Origin of the sequence: Malaciobacter halophilus (assembly GCF_002837275.1) — a bacterium.
Taxonomy (GTDB): Bacteria; Campylobacterota; Campylobacteria; order Campylobacterales; family Arcobacteraceae; genus Malaciobacter; species Malaciobacter halophilus.
In genome coordinates this window covers 31313-48638 of the sequence record NZ_NXIF01000011.1, presented here as the reverse complement: position 1 = coordinate 48638, position 17326 = coordinate 31313, and the positions used below count along the sequence as shown (strand labels likewise).

The 17326-nt window shown below is 25.8% G+C and carries 24 protein-coding genes; 19 read left to right on the top strand and 5 right to left on the bottom strand.

What is annotated here, in order from left to right; all coding sequences use genetic code 11:
- The 9 genes from dapE to CP960_RS03350 all read left to right on the top strand — a co-directional run.
- Positions 1-1085 (top strand): succinyl-diaminopimelate desuccinylase (gene dapE, locus CP960_RS03390; protein WP_101183827.1); only part of this gene is annotated, 1085 nt, incomplete at its 5' end.
- An 82-nt stretch (positions 1086-1167) separates the two neighbouring features.
- On the top strand, positions 1168-1716 hold the full coding sequence (locus CP960_RS03385) for an ORF6N domain-containing protein (RefSeq protein WP_101183824.1): 549 nt from the start codon (positions 1168-1170) through the stop codon (positions 1714-1716).
- A gap of 33 nt (positions 1717-1749) precedes the next feature.
- Positions 1750-3567: a P-loop NTPase fold protein gene (locus CP960_RS03380; protein ID WP_101183823.1), complete on the top strand. Its 1818-nt coding sequence runs from the start codon at positions 1750-1752 to the stop codon at positions 3565-3567.
- Between the two features lie 127 nt (positions 3568-3694).
- Positions 3695-3940 carry a helix-turn-helix domain-containing protein gene (locus tag CP960_RS03375; protein WP_228152000.1) on the top strand — a complete coding sequence of 82 codons (246 nt, stop codon included), beginning with the start codon at positions 3695-3697 and terminating at the stop codon, positions 3938-3940.
- On the top strand, positions 3933-5072 hold the full coding sequence (locus CP960_RS03370; protein ID WP_101183821.1) for a type II toxin-antitoxin system HipA family toxin: 1140 nt from the start codon (positions 3933-3935) through the stop codon (positions 5070-5072). Before CP960_RS03375 ends, CP960_RS03370 begins: the two co-directional genes overlap by 8 nt.
- Positions 5073-5082: 10 nt before the next feature.
- On the top strand, positions 5083-5538 hold the full coding sequence (locus CP960_RS03365; protein WP_133121129.1) for a GNAT family N-acetyltransferase: 456 nt from the start codon (positions 5083-5085) through the stop codon (positions 5536-5538).
- 63 nt (positions 5539-5601) lie between these two features.
- Entirely contained in the window at positions 5602-6318 is a 717-nt protein-coding gene (locus CP960_RS03360) for an SIMPL domain-containing protein (protein ID WP_101183819.1), read from the top strand.
- A gap of 33 nt (positions 6319-6351) precedes the next feature.
- Entirely contained in the window at positions 6352-6654 is a 303-nt protein-coding gene (locus CP960_RS03355) for a putative quinol monooxygenase (protein WP_191282173.1), read from the top strand.
- A 9-nt stretch (positions 6655-6663) separates the two neighbouring features.
- A complete protein-coding gene (locus CP960_RS03350) occupies positions 6664-7356 on the top strand; it encodes an aspartate/glutamate racemase family protein (RefSeq protein ID WP_101183818.1) in 693 nt (230 codons plus the stop codon).
- Between the two features lie 2 nt (positions 7357-7358).
- Here the strand turns inward: CP960_RS03350 and CP960_RS03345 are convergent, their stop codons facing one another.
- The 3 genes from CP960_RS03345 to CP960_RS03335 all read right to left on the bottom strand — a co-directional run bounded on the left by CP960_RS03345 (position 7359) and on the right by CP960_RS03335 (position 10014).
- Complete coding sequence (locus tag CP960_RS03345; RefSeq protein ID WP_196778323.1) at positions 7359-7697, bottom strand: YnfA family protein; 339 nt, start codon at positions 7695-7697, stop codon at positions 7359-7361.
- A gap of 89 nt (positions 7698-7786) precedes the next feature.
- The gene (locus CP960_RS03340) at positions 7787-9133 is read right to left on the bottom strand and encodes an SLC13 family permease (protein WP_101183817.1); all 1347 of its coding nucleotides are present in this window, start codon (positions 9131-9133) and stop codon (positions 7787-7789) included.
- Positions 9134-9204: 71 nt separating this feature from the next.
- The gene (locus tag CP960_RS03335) at positions 9205-10014 is read right to left on the bottom strand and encodes an AraC family transcriptional regulator (protein ID WP_101183816.1); all 810 of its coding nucleotides are present in this window, start codon (positions 10012-10014) and stop codon (positions 9205-9207) included.
- A gap of 210 nt (positions 10015-10224) precedes the next feature.
- On the opposite strand from CP960_RS03335, the gene CP960_RS03330 reads away from it, so the two are divergent.
- From CP960_RS03330 to CP960_RS03290, 9 genes are all read left to right on the top strand, one after another.
- Positions 10225-10518 carry a YciI family protein gene (locus CP960_RS03330; protein ID WP_101183815.1) on the top strand — a complete coding sequence of 98 codons (294 nt, stop codon included), beginning with the start codon at positions 10225-10227 and terminating at the stop codon, positions 10516-10518.
- 140 nt (positions 10519-10658) lie between these two features.
- Entirely contained in the window at positions 10659-12026 is a 1368-nt protein-coding gene (gene nhaD / locus CP960_RS03325; protein WP_101183814.1) for a sodium:proton antiporter NhaD, read from the top strand.
- A 92-nt stretch (positions 12027-12118) separates the two neighbouring features.
- Entirely contained in the window at positions 12119-12817 is a 699-nt protein-coding gene (locus CP960_RS03320; protein ID WP_101183813.1) for an MOSC domain-containing protein, read from the top strand.
- Between the two features lie 79 nt (positions 12818-12896).
- Positions 12897-13241 (top strand): zinc ribbon domain-containing protein YjdM, encoded by a 345-nt coding sequence (locus CP960_RS03315; protein ID WP_101183812.1) that lies wholly within the window; start codon positions 12897-12899, stop codon positions 13239-13241.
- 10 nt (positions 13242-13251) lie between these two features.
- Complete coding sequence (locus CP960_RS03310; RefSeq protein ID WP_099312646.1) at positions 13252-14106, top strand: helix-turn-helix domain-containing protein; 855 nt, start codon at positions 13252-13254, stop codon at positions 14104-14106.
- 71 nt (positions 14107-14177) lie between these two features.
- Positions 14178-14471, top strand: coding sequence for a putative quinol monooxygenase (locus CP960_RS03305; protein ID WP_099344667.1), 294 nt, complete (start codon positions 14178-14180; stop codon positions 14469-14471).
- A complete protein-coding gene (locus tag CP960_RS03300) occupies positions 14468-14842 on the top strand; it encodes a carboxymuconolactone decarboxylase family protein (protein WP_101183811.1) in 375 nt (124 codons plus the stop codon). The genes CP960_RS03305 and CP960_RS03300 overlap by 4 nt, the downstream gene beginning before the upstream one ends.
- Positions 14832-15056, top strand: a complete 225-nt coding sequence (locus CP960_RS03295) for a DUF2798 domain-containing protein (RefSeq protein WP_099312652.1) — start codon at positions 14832-14834, stop codon at positions 15054-15056. The genes CP960_RS03300 and CP960_RS03295 overlap by 11 nt, the downstream gene beginning before the upstream one ends.
- 72 nt (positions 15057-15128) lie before the next feature.
- Entirely contained in the window at positions 15129-15527 is a 399-nt protein-coding gene (locus CP960_RS03290) for a hypothetical protein (RefSeq protein ID WP_101183810.1), read from the top strand.
- Positions 15528-15553: 26 nt separating this feature from the next.
- Here the strand turns inward: CP960_RS03290 and CP960_RS03285 are convergent, their stop codons facing one another.
- Both CP960_RS03285 and CP960_RS03280 read right to left on the bottom strand, forming a co-directional pair.
- Positions 15554-16282, bottom strand: coding sequence for a thioredoxin fold domain-containing protein (locus CP960_RS03285; RefSeq protein WP_101183809.1), 729 nt, complete (start codon positions 16280-16282; stop codon positions 15554-15556).
- Positions 16283-16475: 193 nt separating this feature from the next.
- Positions 16476-16727, bottom strand: a complete 252-nt coding sequence (locus CP960_RS03280) for a DUF2116 family Zn-ribbon domain-containing protein (protein ID WP_099312658.1) — start codon at positions 16725-16727, stop codon at positions 16476-16478.
- Positions 16728-16865: 138 nt separating this feature from the next.
- Between CP960_RS03280 and CP960_RS03275 the strand changes: the two genes are divergently transcribed.
- Complete coding sequence (locus CP960_RS03275) at positions 16866-17324, top strand: DMT family transporter (RefSeq protein ID WP_101183808.1); 459 nt, start codon at positions 16866-16868, stop codon at positions 17322-17324.
- The last annotated feature ends 2 nt before the right edge of the window (positions 17325-17326 follow it).

Genomic DNA, 17326 nt, shown 5'->3' with positions numbered 1-17326 from the left:
TATTCCAAAAATTATTGAGATTTAAATCAATTACACCAGATGATGATGGGGCTTTTGATTTTATTGAAGAGTATTTAGGTGATACTTGGAATTGTATAAAAGTAGATATGGAAGGTGTAAAAAATAGATTTTTTTATAAAAAATTTAATGAAAAAAAACAGCATTTGTGTTTTGCTGGACATATTGATGTAGTTCCAGTAGGTGAGGGGTGGGAAGTTGAACCTTTTGCTGCAGATATTATTGATGGTGTTATAACTGCAAGGGGAACTCAAGATATGAAAAGTGGAGATGCAGCTTTTTTATATGCTTGTAAACATGCAGTTGATTTTGATGGAACATTAAGTATTTTGATGACAAGTGATGAAGAGGGCGAAGGAACTTATGGAACTATCAAAATGCTAGAGCACTTAAAAGAGATTGACTTTATTCCAAATTATGCAGTAGTTGCAGAGCCTACTTGTGAAGAGATTTTTGGAGATGCTATTAAAGTTGGAAGACGTGGAAGTATAAATGGATATATAACTATAAAAGGTAAACAAGGTCATGCAGCTTATCCTGAAAAATGTATAAATCCAGTACATAACTTTGCAGAGATTTTACCAAAATTAGCAGGACATAATCTTGATAATGGAGATGAATATTTTGCTCCTAGTAAAATGGTAATCACTGATATTAGAGGTGGAATGCAAGTAACAAATGTAACACCACCAGATTTAAAACTTATGTTCAATGTAAGAAACTCAACAAACACAAAAAGAGAAGACGTAGAAAAATTTATTCATAAAAACTTAGAGGGTTTAGACTATGAGTTTAAAACTACACAAGGCTCTTTTCCATTTGTAACAAACAAAGAATCAAAAGTAGTACGTGCTATGGAAAACTCTATAAAAGAGGTTTTAAAAGTAACAACAAAACACTCAACTGCTGGTGGAACTTCTGATGCTAGGTATTTTGGAGCCTTTGGAATAGAAGCTATTGAGTTTGGAGTTATAAATGATACTATCCATTCTGTAGGAGAGAGAACAACTGTTAAAGAAGTAGAGGGATTAACTGCTGTTTATGTGGATTTGATTAAAAACTTTTAGATTTGGTTACATTATGTAATATTTTTTATTATTTTTGTAAAAAACTGATAGAATTACTTTATATTGATTATGGAGTAGTTCTATGGAAAACTTACCAAAACAATTGATTGAAAATCAAATCTATGATATTCGTAACTTAAAAGTGATGTTAGATAGTGACTTGGCAACTCTTTATCAAGTAGAAACCAAAAGAATAAATGAAGCTGTTAAAAACAACCCTGAAAAATTTCCTGAAGATTTTTATTTTGAATTGACAAAAGAAGAAACAGAAATTTTGAGGTCGAAATTTTCGACCTTTAAAAATAGCTTAAATAATAGAAAATATAATCCAAAAGTATTTACTGAGCAAGGTGTATATATGCTTGCAACTGTTTTAAAAAGTAAAGTAGCAACCGAAGTTACTATAAATATTATGCGAACCTTTACAAAGCTTAGAGAGTTTGCACTTACATATAAAGATATAGTAATAGAACTAAAAAATCTAAAAGAAGATTTGAAACTAAATAAAAATCAAACAACACAAAATACTAAACATATCAAAACAGCCTTTGAGCTACTCACTCAAATCCTTGAAGATACAAAAAAGACAGATGATAAAGTGATGGGGTTTAGGGTTAAAAAAAATAATTAGATATAATAAAAAATTTGAATAAAGAGGTGAATTATGCCAAATAAACACATTGATGAATTTTTAGATTATTATACAAAACTTCCAAATCCCCAGTATGCAGTCCTTTTAAAAGGAAAATGGGGAAGTGGAAAAACACATTTTATAAATAAATATAAAAAGAACTTAGATAAAAATAAACAAAAATATATTTATGTAAGTTTGTATGGTGTGACTTCTTATGATGAAATTGAAACTAAGTTTTTACAAGCTACTAATCCAGAAATTTTTAATGAAAAAACCATCTATGTATCAAAACTTGCAAATGCTTTAATAAGTGAAAAAATAAGAGGTTCACTAAAAGAAATTAAAAAATCATTATCATCTTTAAATGCAAAAAAAAGAGTTTTAATATTTGACGATATAGAAAGATGTAGTTTAAAAATAGTTGATTTGTTAGGTTATATAAACAATTTTGTTGAGCATCAAAATTATAAAGTAATATTAATAGCAAATGAAGAAGAACTTAATAAAACTAAGAAATACAAAAAAATAAAAGAAAAACTTGTTGGAAAAACTTTTGAGTTTAAAACACGTCCAAATGAAGCATATGATAGTTTTTTAACTGAATTAGAAAATGATAAAAGTGTAAAAGAAAATATATTAGAAAAAGAGAAATCAAATATATTAGAACTTTTTGAAAAATCAGGCTCAAATAACCTTAGGTTTTTAAGACAAAATTTACTTGATTTTGAGAGGTTTCATGATGAAGTTTTAATAGAACATTATAAAAAAGAAGAGATAATTAAAGATATTTTATATTGGTTTTTTCTTTTTTCTTTTGAAATCAGACAAGGAAATAATGAAGTTTTAGATTTACTTAATGATGAACAAAACTCTAATTTTTTATCATTGTTTTCTTTTAAAAAGAAAGAAGAATTATCTTCTTTCTCTAAATATAGACTTGATGATAATTCAAATGTAATTATTCCTATTGGTCAATGGAAAGAAATATTAATTAATTCAAATATTCAAAAAGAAAGTATAAATGAAGCTTTAAAAAATAGTAAATATTATATTAATGATAATACTTCTTCATGGAAAAAATTAAGTTATTTTCATAATTTAACAGATGATGAATTTGAAGTATTACTAAAAGATGTATTTAAAAAGTTTAAATCTAATGAATATAAGGATTACAAATGTTTTAAATTAGTAGCTTCAATGTTATTGTATTTTCAAGAAAAAGAGTTATTAGTTATAGAATTTGAAAAACTCTTTGATTTAGCAAAAAAGAATTTTAAACTATTATTTGATGAAGGTATCATTTGTATAGAGGATATTTATATTATTGAAAATGTTGATTTTTCAGATTCTTATGAAAATATTGCATATTTTGAATGTGGAAATTTTGAAAAATTGAAAAATCATGTAAATGAAGTTTTGGAAGAAAAAAAGATATTAAAGCAAAAAGAAGATTCAAAAAAAATTATTTTAGCAATAAAAGAAAAAAATAGGCAATTAGTTCTTGATTTGTTAGATGGTATGAATAATAGAGGAAAAATTGATTATAGATATAAACCAATATTAAATAAGATAAATATAGATGAATTATTTAATGCACTCATAAAAGCAGATGGTTTAACTATGCATTATTTTGGAGGAATTTTAAAAGATAGGTATTATCAAGGAAAAGAAATATTATTTGAAGAGGATATATTCTTAAAAAAGTTATTAAAAAAATCTGAAAAATATATTAAGGAAAATAAAGGAAAATTAAGCACATACAATCTAAATGAACAGATAATTAAAAATCTAAAAATTGCATTGAGTAAAATAGAAGAAATAAAAAAGCTAAATAATAGACGATTATGAAAAAAGCTTCATTTATATTCTTCCTTTAACAACTAACAATTCAAAAGAATTAGTTGCATTATTTGTATAATATATTTGACAAAATATAAATAAAATTATAGAATGTCTAATATATTTTACAAAAGAGATGAAAGTGGATTTAAAAGAACTAGGATTAGAAATAAAAAAATATAGAAAAGAAAACTTTATATCTCAATCAAAGATTTGTGATGATTTAAAAATTTCGCGAGCGACACTTTCTTCATTAGAAAATGGAAGAGGTGTGGATGTGGGGATAAAAAAAGTTATGCAAATACTTGATTATTTGGGGTATGAATTTTATATCAAACAAAAAAGTCTATTTCCTACATTAGAGGATTTAAGAAATGAATGATTTTTTAACTGTAAAGGTTGACTCTAAAGTATCAGGTATTTTGTCTTTTGAAGAAAATGAGTATATTTTTTCTTATAAAACTGAAGATAAAAAAGAGTTTATCTCACTTACTATGCCAGTTCGTACTAAATCTTGGAATAGTAAAAATCTTCATCCATTATTTGAAATGCACTTACCTGAGGGGTATTTATTATCTATAATCAAAAAGCATTTTTCAAAGTTCACAAAGACTGATGATTTTGGTTTATTAAAACTTATGTCACCAAGTATAAAAGGAAGAGTTTCTTATGAGCAAGATTTAAAAGTAGAGTTAAAACCTCTTGTTTTAGATGATTTACTTCATTCTTCAAATGAAAAACTGTTTGATGAACTAGTATCTAGATTTGCTTTAAATTCACCAATTTCTGGAGTTCAACCAAAGGTTTTAGCTCAAATAGAAAACAAAGCTACATTAAAACTTGAAGATTATATTGTGAAGTCTTGGGGTGAAGAGTACCAAGAACTGGCACTTAATGAATACTTGTGTATGAGAGTTGTTCAAAAAGCAAATATTTGTGTACCTGAATTTTATTTATCCCAAGATAGAAAACTTTTTATCATGAAAAGATTTGATATAAAAGAGGACAATACTTATTTAGGTTTTGAAGATATGTGCGTACTTTTTGGGAAAAATCGTGATGACAAATATGAAGGGACTTATGAACAAATAGCAAAAACCATAAAGACTTTTGTATCACCCAAATATAAGAAAGAGTCTTTAGCAAACTTCTTTAAAATGATAGTTATAAATTTTTTATTAAAAAATGGAGATGCTCACCTTAAAAACTTTGGCTTGATTTATGAAGATATTTCAAATATAAAATTGGCTCCTGCTTATGATGTGGTAACTACAACAGTGTATATCAAAAATGATATACCAGCACTTCATCTTTTAGGAAGTAAAAAATGGTGGAAAGAAAAGCAACTTTTAAGGTTTGGTAGAGAGTTTTGTGATTTGACAGCAAAAGAGGTTAAAGAACTTTATGAACTATGTGTAAAAGCAAAAGATGAGATTATAGAAGAAGCAAAGAGTTATAAAAAAGATGAAAAACTATCAGAATTTATTGATAATTTGATTGAAAAATGGTCTTAGAAAGTATAAAATGCAGATAATAAATTACAATAAAAACTATTCAAAACAAATACCTGAACTATTTACAAACAGCATTCATAAAACATGCAATAAAGATTATACAAAAGAGCAGTTAAATGCTTGGGCAAAGTTAGATATTGATTATGAGGTTTGGGAAAAAAAATTAAATAAAACAAAACCATATTTAGCTATACATGATGAAAAGTTAGTTGGTTTTGCAGAGTTTTATGAAGATTATATTGATTGTTTTTATGTACATCATGAGTATCAAGGAAAAGGGCTTGGAAAAGCATTGCTACTTTATATTTTTAAAAAAGCAAGACAAAATGAGATTGAAAAATTAAGAGTTGATGCAAGTATTACTGCAAAACCTTTTTTTGAAAAGTATGGGTTTAAAGTAATAAAGAGAAATATTATAAAAAGAGATAATCAATTACTTATTAATTATTCAATGACTTTTAATTAGAAAAATATTATGTTAATGTATAATTGAATTTATTTATTTTTATAAGTAAAAAAAGGAAAACAAATGGAACAAAATAGTAAAACAAACTTTTTTATTTTGGGGGTATTTATATTTTTGGGTTTAAGTACTTTGGGATATTTTTTTAAAAATGCTGTTGTTGAGTATAAGCAGTATGATAGAACAGTAAAAGTAAAGGGCTTATCTCAAAAAGAGTATAAAGCAGATATTGTTATTTGGCCGATTTCTTATACACAAGTTAGTAACAACCTTGAAGAGTTGTATAAAACAGTAGAGCAAAACAATAAAAAAATAGATGATTTTTTGAGTTCAAATGGTATAAAAAGAAGTGAAATAAGTTTTTCTGCTCCTATAATTACAGATAAAGTTGCACAACAGTATGGAAGTGAAAAAATAAACTATAGATATAATGCAAAACAAACAATAACTGTATATTCAAAAAATATTGATAAAGTAAGAGATGTAAAAAAATCTTTATCAAAACTTGGAAAACAAGGTATTGTTTTTTCAGGAGAAAATTATAACAATAAAACAGAGTATATTTTTACAAGATTAAATGAAGTAAAACCTAAAATGATAGAAGAAGCTACAAAAAAAGCAAGAGAAGTTGCTCAAAAATTTGCAATAGACTCAAATAGCAAATTAGGTAAGATAAAAAAAGCTTCACAAGGTCAATTTTCAATCTCACAAAGAGATAAAAACAACCCTCAAATAAAAAAAATAAGAGTTGTTTCAACAGTTGAGTATTATTTAACTGATTGATAAAATAAAATTAATAATAAGGAATACTTTATAATGATTATTGCAATAGTAAAAGCAAAAATAAAAAAAGATAAACATGAAGAATTAAGAAAAATAGCTGATATTTTACAATATGAATATGCAGTAAATGAAAAAGGTTGTGAACAATATGAGTCATTTATTGATGGTGATGTATTTTTAACTATTGAAAGATGGAGTTCACAAGAGCTACTTGATTTACACCTTGAAGCAGAACATGTTAAAACATATGTTCCAAAATTAAGAGATTGTGTTGAAAATGAAACATTTGATGTTCAATTTATAAAAAGTGATGATGTGTCTTTTGTAAAGATTTAAAGGAATAAAATGAAAACTATAGGATTACTTGGTGGAATGAGTTGGGAAAGTACTGCTTTATACTACAAACAAATCAATGAAGAAGTTAAAAAACAACTTGGTGGATTGCATAGTGCAAAAGTAGTTCTTTATAGTGTAGATTTTGATGAGATAGAGAAACTTCAACATGAAAATAGATGGGAAGAAACAGCAAGTATCTTAAGTGAGGCAGCTAAAAATATTCAAAATGCAAATGCTGATTTTTTAGTTATATGTACAAATACTATGCATAAAGTAGCTCCTGTTATACAAGATAATATCAATATTCCTATTTTGCATATTGCATATGCAACAGGAAAAAAACTTCAAGATGAAGGTATTTCAAAAGTAGGACTCTTAGGTACTACTTTTACTATGAAAGAAGAGTTTTATAAAAATAGTATTCAAAAGAGTTTTGATATTGAAGTAATTGTTCCAAATGAAGAAGATATAAAAATAGTTCATGAAATCATATATGAAGAGTTATGTAAAGGTTCAATAAAAGAAACATCAAAAAAAGAGTATTTAAGAATAATAGATTCACTTAGCAATCGAGGTGCACAAGGTGTTATTTTAGGTTGTACAGAAATAGGTATGTTGGTATCTCAAATGGATACTAAAACAAAACTATTTGATACGACATATATACATGCAAGTGAGGCTGTAAAAAAGGCTTTAAAATAGTATTAACTATTTAAAAGCTTTTGGTTTCCAAGTAAAATTATACTAATTCCTACAAAGATAATAAGTGAACCTATAATATCATATTTTGAAAAGCTTTGTTTCTCTACAAAAAAAAGCCAAGCCAAAGAAGATATGATATAAATCCCACCATATACAGCATAAGCTCGTCCAGCAAACTCTAAATCTACTTTTGTAAGTAAAAATGCAAACAATATAAGTGAAATAGTTCCAACAAAAAGCCAAAAAGATGATTTTTGAAGTTTAAAAACCATCCAAAAACTATAACAACCAAGTATTTCAAAAAATGCTGCTAAAAAATATAAACTAAACTCTTTTATCAAAAAAACTCCAAATATTAATTTTAGTATTGAATATCATTACTAAATTGAACTTTATTTAAACTATGTTTAAAAACTTCTAAATCTAAAGACTATTTTATAAAGTTCATCCAATAAAACTCTAAAGGATACAAAAATATAATAGTAACAATTGCTAATATAAGTACTACTTTTAACATGTGCTTTTGTTTCATACCAGATAAAGCAAGTCCAACTGCTAAAGGTGGAGCTTGAAAAGGAAAATAAACATTAGAAAAAGCAGCAACTTGCATCATAAAGATTTCATTTAATGAAAAGCTACTTATACTACTTAGGTGTTCTGCCATTGGAGTAAAGATAGCTGGAATAGTTGGTTGAGTGATAATAACCCCACTTAAAGACATCAAGGTAGTGATTTTTATATAGTCAAGTAATTCATACTCTGATGGTGTGTATAGATTTATGATACTAAGTAAACTTTGTTTTATAAACTCATTATTTGCAACAATGCTTCCAAGACTAATAATAGCAGCTACAAAAATTAGTGAAGAGAAGTTGATACTATTTATATCTTTGCTTTTTATGATATTTATACTTGGATATGCTAAAAACAAAACTCCAATCATAGCTATTACACTAGGTGAGATTTTATGAATAAAGTCAGTCAACCAAAATAGAAGCATGATAGACAAAGTTATCATAACTATTTTTTCGTTTTTACTATAAGAGCTATTTTGTTTTTCTAGTTTATTGTTTTTTACTTCATCTTTGAAAAATAGGTATATTAAAGCAACGATTATAATGTTTTTTAAAAAACCTAAAACAAAAAAGTTTGATAATAAATAGTGAGAAAATAAAAGCTCAAAATCATAAATCTCTTTTGTAAGTCCACCTAATATCATATTTGGAACATTTGCAGGTAAAATAGTAAATGCTGGAATAGAAGTACAAAGTATAAAAGTAAGCAGTATTCCAATATATCCTTTGTCATTTTCTTCAAAGCCTAAAGCTTTTGCTATTGTTATAGCTAAAGGTACTAGTAAAACAACTCTAACTACACTAGAAGGCATTAAAAAGCTAAAAATTAGACAAAAAATAGAGATAAAAATTAGAAGTTTTAAATAGCTAATATTCTTGATTATAGAAAAGAAATTAAAGAATCTATTGTTTAAATTTACATTTTTTATAGCAGTTGCTATTAGCATACCAGAAAAAACTAACCAAAAAGCAGAAGAAGAGAAACCAGAAAAGATTATCTCTTTAGGACTTAGTGCAAATACTAAACAAGTAAATAAAAATATAAGTGATGAGAAATATAAAGGTATTATGTTTGTTGCCCAATAAGCAATAGTAGAAAGAATCAAAGTAATTAGTATCAAATCTTTTGTTTGTCCAATAAAACTATTTAGAATAAAATATAAAAATAAGGGAATACAAATAAAAGTAATATTTTTTATCATAAGAGTTTATCCTTTTGTTTTATAGGATTTTATCAAGTATAAAAAATTTTGTATTGTAATATTTTGAACAATTAAGAGATATTTTTAAAATTTGTTGGTGTGATTCCATGATACTTTTTAAACTCTTTTGTAAAATGTGCTTGGTCATAAAATCCACACTCTTGTGCAATAGAAGCTAAAGACTCATACTCTTTTAAAAGTTTTGTTGCTTTTGAAACTCTTAAAAAGTTTATAAAACTTTGTGGTGTAAGTCCTATTGTTTTAGAAAAAATTCTATGAAAATAGTAAGGGTTCATTTTCATAACCTCAGCCATTTTGTAAAAGTTTAACTCTTTTAGTTCATAGCTCTCTTCTTTTAGATATTTAAATAGTAGTTCAAACTTTTCATTTTCTATTGTTTTGATTTTCTCTTTATATGTCATATATTTTTCACAAAATAAAGATATAAAGTTTATTATCTCTTCTGAAACTAGCTTCTCAGAGTGTAAAGTTGTTTTTATAATCTCTTCAAGGTAGTTAAATAACATCTCATCTTTTATGAAATACTCTTTAAAAGTATAGTTACTTTTAGAGCAAATACTACTAGCAATACTTTCAAAAAACTTTTTTGGAATAAAACAAGTTAAAAAGCTGTATTTCCCATCAATATTATAAGAAGTACAAGAATGAACAGTATTAGGTGGTATAATAAAAAGCATTTTTTCTTTTACTTCATTTTCTTTATTGTCCATTGAAAAAACTCCTTTACCTTCTATACAAAGTCCAATCATATAGTTATCTTCATGTATATGTTTAGCAAAGGAGTGTTTTTTATTTATATGTTTAAAGATAAGTTTGTGTTCATTGAAAGCTATCTCTTTCATAATAGAGTGTTTTGTCATTTTTCAACTTATAATTTTTTTTGTTAGCATATAGAATTTTTTGTAAAAAAGCAAGTTGTTTTTTATAGCTTTTTTATGTAACTTATAAAAAAAGTTTGGATAAACTAAAAAAGTAACACAAAAGTCCTTTATAAAAGATAACATTTGTTACCGCTTTTTTACGGTTGGGGATTGAGATATGTATTACACAATAAACGAGGAGAGAATAGAATGTTTATAATAAATCTAAATTATGTAAAACCATTGGAAGAGGTTGATAAATACTTATCAGAACATCTTAAATATTTGGAAAAACAGTACAGTTTAGGTAATTTTGTAGCTTCAGGTAAAAAAATACCAAGAACAGGTGGAGTTATCCTTTCAAAAATGAATTTTTTAACAGATTTAAAAAAGGTGTTAAGAGAAGACCCTTTTCATAAAGCAAATTTAGCAACTTATGAAATTACTGAATTTGTACCTTCGATGACTTCAAAAGAGTTTGAAGGTTTAAAAGAGCTTGCATAAACTACATTTTTTATTAACTTAGAAGTTTAAACTTCTAAGTTAATTTCTTTTAAATACAAAAAATTTACAAAACTTATGCTATTATTTTTTTGTTATTTACTTTTAAATAATACTTTTTATAAAACATATCAAGGAGAATTATGTTTAAAATTTTTACTGTTTTGGTATTATTTCTAACAAATGTTGCATATGCAACTAGTTCAGAACTACCAAATTTAGTAGATACTTGGGTTGGTATAGCAACTTTAGGTATTTTTATCGTTGGATATTATGTAATTGCAAATGAAGAAAAATACAATGTTGATAAATCTCTTCCAGCACTTTTTGTAGGTATTTTTACTTTTTTATTAATAGCCTTTTATTTTATTATAAATGGTTTAGATATAAAACTCGTACATGAAGAAGCTGAAAGTGTAATTCTTGAAATTGCAGAAATATTTTTCTTTTTATTTGTTGCAATGACATATATAGAGTCATTAATTCATATGGGGGTTTTTGATAGGTTAAAATACAGTCTAGTTTCTAAAGGGTACTCTTATAGAAAATTATTTTGGGCAACTGGATTTATTGCATTTTTCTTATCTCCAATAGCAGACAATCTTACAACAGCACTTATATTATCTACTGTTTTAATTACAATTGAAAAACAAAAAAAAGAGTTTTTAGTACCAGGGGCTATAAATATTGTTGTTGCTGCAAATGCAGGTGGAGCATGGTCTCCTTTTGGAGATATTACTACACTTATGGTTTGGACTTCAGGGAAAGGTGATTTTGCAGACTTTTTATATCTTTTTCCAGCATCGGTTATTGGATATTTAGTTACAGCATTTTTATTATCATTAGTAGTACCACACTCTAAACCAGAGTTTGATGCAAATATTGATGCTCCAAAGATGAAAGAAGGTGCAAAAACAATAATTGTACTTGGTGTATTTACTATTGTCATGGCAGTTATCTCTCATCAAATATTAGATTTTCCTGCAATGTGGGGAATGATGTTTGGACTTGTATTATTAAAACTTTATTCATATAAACTTAAAAAAGATTATGGTGAAGAGCATTTTGATATTTTTGAATCTATGTCAAAAATTGAAAACAATACACTTATGTTTTTCTTTGGTATTTTAGCAGCTGTTGGAGCATTGTATTTTGTTGGTTGGTTAACTCTTGCTTCAATTGTATATGAACCAAATTATTTAGGCGCAACTTATTCTAATATTGCAGTTGGATTTTTATCAGCAATAGTAGATAATGTTCCTGTAATGTCCGCAATACTAAAAGCAAATCCAAATATGGACCATGCAAACTGGTTATTAGTTACATTAACAGCTGGAATTGGAGGTTCTTTAATCTCATTTGGTAGTGCTGCTGGAGTAGGAGTAATGGGTAAACTAAAAGGTGTTTATACATTTAATAGTCATATGAAATATGCATGGATGATATTGATTGGTTACTTTGTATCTATTGCTATTTGGTATGTACAATTTGATATTTTAAACTTTTATTAATCAAATTAAAATAAGAGGACTAATTTAGTCCTCTTTCTTTTTTTTAATTACTATGTTATTATAATCTTTCAATTTAAATCTAAGGACTTAAAATGCAAAAAATTGCAGAAGTTTTATACGTAAAAGTAGGTAAGATTCAAACAACTATTCTAAAAAATAGCAAAAGAAAAGAGTTAGTAACTGCTATGAAAAAACATCCTGTAAAACAAGCTTTTCTAACTAAAACAGGATTTAAACAAGATGAACAAGCTGATTTAAAACATCATGGTGGAGAAAATAAAGCACTATTTATGTTTTCAAAAAGAAGTTATGAAACAATAAATCAAAACTGCAATACAAATTTTAAAGTTGATGAAGTAGCAAACTTGGGAGAAAATCTAATATTATCTAATATTTGCGAAGATGATATATGTGTAGGAGATATTTTTAATATAGGTGAAGCACAAGTACAAATAACTCAACCAAGACAACCTTGTTGGAAATTAAGTGCAAGTACAAAAATAAAACAGATGACAAAATTTATTTTTAATAGTGGTCTTACAGGTTGGTATGCAAAGGTTTTAAAAGAGGGAACTATAAAACAAAATGACTCTTTGATTTTAATAAAAAGAGAAGAACCTTTGCTTACAATATCTAAATTAAATAGTCTAATCTTAGATGTAAATAGTGATAAAGAAGCAACATTAAAAGCTTTAGATAGTAAATATTTAGGAAAACCTTTTAAAGTTTCACTTGAAAAAAGATATAACTTAGGAAAAGATGATAAACAGTTTGATATTTATCATACTTAATAACAATAAAATTTTCGAATTAATCACAAAAGGCGTTTTATTGTATAATACACTTTCAAATAAAAGTTAAAGGAAATAAATGGAGCAATTACCAAACTGTCCAAAATGTAATAGCGAATATACTTATGAAGATGGAAGCTTACTTGTATGTCCAGAGTGTGCACATGAGTGGTCTTTAAATGATACACAAGAAGATGAAGATATTTTAGTTGTAAAAGATGCAAATGGTACACTTTTAAATGATGGAGATGATGTAACAGTTATAAAAGATTTAAAAGTAAAAGGAAGCTCTTCTGGTATAAAAGTTGGAACAAAAATCAAAGGTATTAGACTTGTTGAAGGAAATGATGGTCATAATATTGATTGTAAAGTGCCAGGTGTTGGTGCAATAAAATTAAAACAAGAGTTTGTTAAAAAACAATAATTTAATATAGATGATTATTACCTTACCTAATTATATATTTGAAAATAAGCACTTATACCAAATAATAAATGACGACTCTGTTATTGCCTCAAAATCATCTATTTACAAAAAAGATATGATGTCTTTGAGAAATAGTATGCATTTGGTTATTTTGCTAGTAAATGGTAGTAAAATTTTACATCTTAAAAATAGTGATATTACAATTAATAGTACAGATATACTCTATTTATCACAATCTAGTTATTTCATGAGTGAAATAACTGGAGATAAAAATAATTTTGAATCTATATTGATATTTTTTGATGATGAATATGTATTTAATTTTATTAAAAAATATAATATTATCTTAGATACAATTGAAAAAAAAGATGTTTTAGTATTAAATAGAGATCATTTCATAAATAATTGTGTGAATATTGTAAATCAATTTTTCCAAACTAGTATAAATAATAGCCTTGATTTAGTAAAACTAAAACTAGATGAATTGTTTTTATATTCTCTTTCGAAAGATAAAGAAAGATTTAGTGCTTTTTTAAATAAAATTATACAAACAAAATCTTCAAGAACAAAATATATTTTAGAAGAAAACCTTGATATTATAAATAGTGTTGATGATATGTGCAAACTTACTAGGCTTAATTCAAAAGCCTTAAGAAAAGAGATGATTAGGTTATATAATCAAAATCCAAAAGAGTGGCTAGATGAAAAAAGACTTTCTCTTGCTAAAGCACTTCTTAAAAATACTCAAAAAAGTGTATCTCAAATAGCAACTTCATGTGGATATTCAAGTGTTTCATGGTTTATCATACAATTTAAAAAATATTATAAAACTACCCCTTTACTTTATAGGGAACAAAACTTATAAAAAAAGAAACTTTTCTTATACCTTATTTTTCTAAATTCTTTTATAATCTTCTAAATCTAAAAGGAGATTATATGAAAACTACAGTATTTATTTTCGCTACATTACATCCTAAAAAGGATAGTTTTGAAAAAGTAAGTGAGATAATAAAATCAATTATTGATAATACAAGAAAAGAAGTGGGGTGTATAGAATTTAATTTATATGAAGATTTTGAAAAGAAAAAATTATATCTATATGAGCAATGGAGAGATGAGTTATCTATAACAAAGCACTTTACCTATGATTATACTTTAAAAGCAATTGCAAATTTAAAAGATTATCAGGAAAAAGAGACTGATGTAATAAAAATGAAGAAGATAAAATGAAATCAGAAAGATATAACAAAGGTTGGGAAAAGTTAAAAGAAGTAGATGGTAGTGCAGGGGAAAAAGTAATTGAGTCATTAAAGGATATTGCTCCAGAGTTTGCAGATTTACTTATTGAGTTTCCTTTTGGAGATATTTATTCAAGAGAGAAGTTAGATTTAAAATCAAGAGAAATTGCAACTATTGCTACACTTACTGTGATGGGTAACGTTACAGAACAATTAAAAGTACATATTCATGCAGGATTAAATGTGGGGTGTACAAAAGAAGAAATTGTTGAGATTATAATACAAATGTCAGTTTATGGTGGCTTTCCTTGTGCTCTAAATGGTTTATTTGCAATGAAGGAAATATTTAATAATGATAGATAAAAGATATGAATTTTATATTTTTAGTTTTCTAGTAACTATGTTTATGTCATTTATTATTTCTGCTATTTTAATAATTATAAACTTAGGATTTACAAATGAGTTTTTATTACTTTTGTTAAATGCTTGGTGGAAAGCATGGATAGTAGCTTTTTTTTCTGTTATTTTTATAATTCCTTTCGTTAGAAAGATAATGAAAAAAATTATAAAATATTAAAGTAGTAATTTTATGTTTCAAGTTTATTTAGATTATTATTACATGGTATAATAATCTAATAAAAGGAGTTTTATGGAAAAAAATGAAAAAAAAGAGCTTATAAAAAAAATATTTTCAGAAGTATTAGGTGCTTCTAGTGTAGATACTAAAATTATAGAAAAATATATCTCTTCTGATTATATACAAAATGTAGATGGTAATACTTTAGATTATGATGGCTTCATAAGTCATATGAAAAAGCAAAAAGAGGTTATAGACTCTTTAGATGTTGATTTTTTGGCTATTGCACAAGATGGTGAAAATGTTTTTACAAATCACATAGTAACAGCTGTTAAAAAAGACAAAAGTATAGTAAAAGTAAAAGTTATAGCACAATTTGTAATTAAAAATAATTTATTAGTAAAGTGTGATGAACTAACACAAATGTTATCAGGTAAAGAAGAGGATAAAGATATAGGTTCAAGGCATTAAAAAATAAACCACTTTTGTGGTTTATTTTATTGAATATTATACTTTCTTAAAAGTTCAATCCAAATAATTTTTTTACCATTTGAATCAAAAAGTGTTGGTGTTCCTCTTACATTTAAATTTCTTGCTATTATCATTTGTTCTTCTAAACTTTTTTCTAGTTTTGCTAATTTTTCTTTTGAGATTTCTCTATTTTTAAACTCTTTTGAATCAGCATTTGTATTTAACATAGCTTTGATTTTTTCTTTATTTGTTTTTTTGCTCATAAAATATATAGATAAATCTCTTGCATTATTATGAAAACTTAAAGGAAAGAAAAATACTCTAATTTTTACATGCTTTTCAAGTTTAGGAAAAAATGCTTCAAATTTTTTACAATATTGACACTCAGGGTCAGTGAATAAAATATATTCATCTTTGCCATTTCCATAAGTTAAAGCTTCTTTTCCAAGAGTATGAGATAAATCAACAGGCAAAGTTATAGGCTCACCACTATTTACATTCATAACATTTCCAGCTATTAGTAACTTTTTATCTTTTGTCAAAAATAGTTCTTGAGGTTTTCCTTGAATTATTGAGTCAAGTACAAAGATATTTCCCATATCAAAAGCTTTTGTTACTTTAATCTCTGCTTTTTTGATAAGATTTAGTTTATTGATTTGTTCAATTTCACTTTTAGAAATCTCTTTTATTTCTTGAGCATTTAATACAGTAAGAAAAAGTAGTACTGTAAAACTCTTTTTAATTATGTTTAACATATAAGTTCCTATTATATAAATTTATCAGCAATCTTACTCAAAGTTTGTTTAGAGAGTGTAAAAAAAATATCTAAAATAAAACAAATATTCAATTTTTTAGGCATCAAGTAAGTATTTATAGTCGTAAAGGTTACAAAATAGTATAATATTAGATTATTTTATTAAAAAAAGAGTTATTGTATATAATATGAAGTTAGTATCCGTACTCTTCTTTAAGTTTTTCAATTTTGTTTCTTATTAAACTCTCTTTCCAACCATGTCTTCTAGCAAAGTTAGATATCTCTTTTTCTCTTTGTTCTTTATCACAAAATACAAAGATTCTTTTAATAAAAGGTTTTGGTATTTGAATAGCTACCATTTGAAAATAATTGTCTTTACAATCTCTTGAACAAAAGACTTTACTTATTGAAATTTTCTTTTGACAATAGGGACAATGATTAGACATAAATATCCTTTTTAATATTTTAAAATTTGGAGTATAACAAATAAACTTTAAATGCAACTAAGTCGCCACCAAAATATAAGAATAATTAGTAATTTAAGCCATTAAAAGTTATAGTTTTTAACAAAATAAGGATAAATTATGATTGATACTAAAGTTTTTTATGTTTTATTGATGATTGTAGCAGGTGCTGGTATGCCAGTTCAAGCAGCATTGAATTTATATGTTGCAAAATGGAGTGGTTCTTTTGAGTTTGCTTCAATGGTATCTTTTTTTGTTGGGACACTTTGTTTGATTTTTGTAGTTTTATTATTTACAAAAGTAAGTCTTGCAAATTTAGATTTTAACTCTACACCTCCAACTTACTCTTGGTTTGCAGGTATAATAGGTGCTTTTGTTGTAACTATTGGGATTATTATTGCTCCAAAAATTGGAATGGCATCAATGATTCTTTCTATGATTAGTGGACAAATAATTATGTCTTTACTTATTGATAAGTTTGGACTTTTTAGTTTTGAAGTTAAAGATATATCATTAACAAAGATTATTGCTGTTTTATTAGTAATTTTAGGAGTTTGGCTTTTTAATTTTGAGAAGTGATT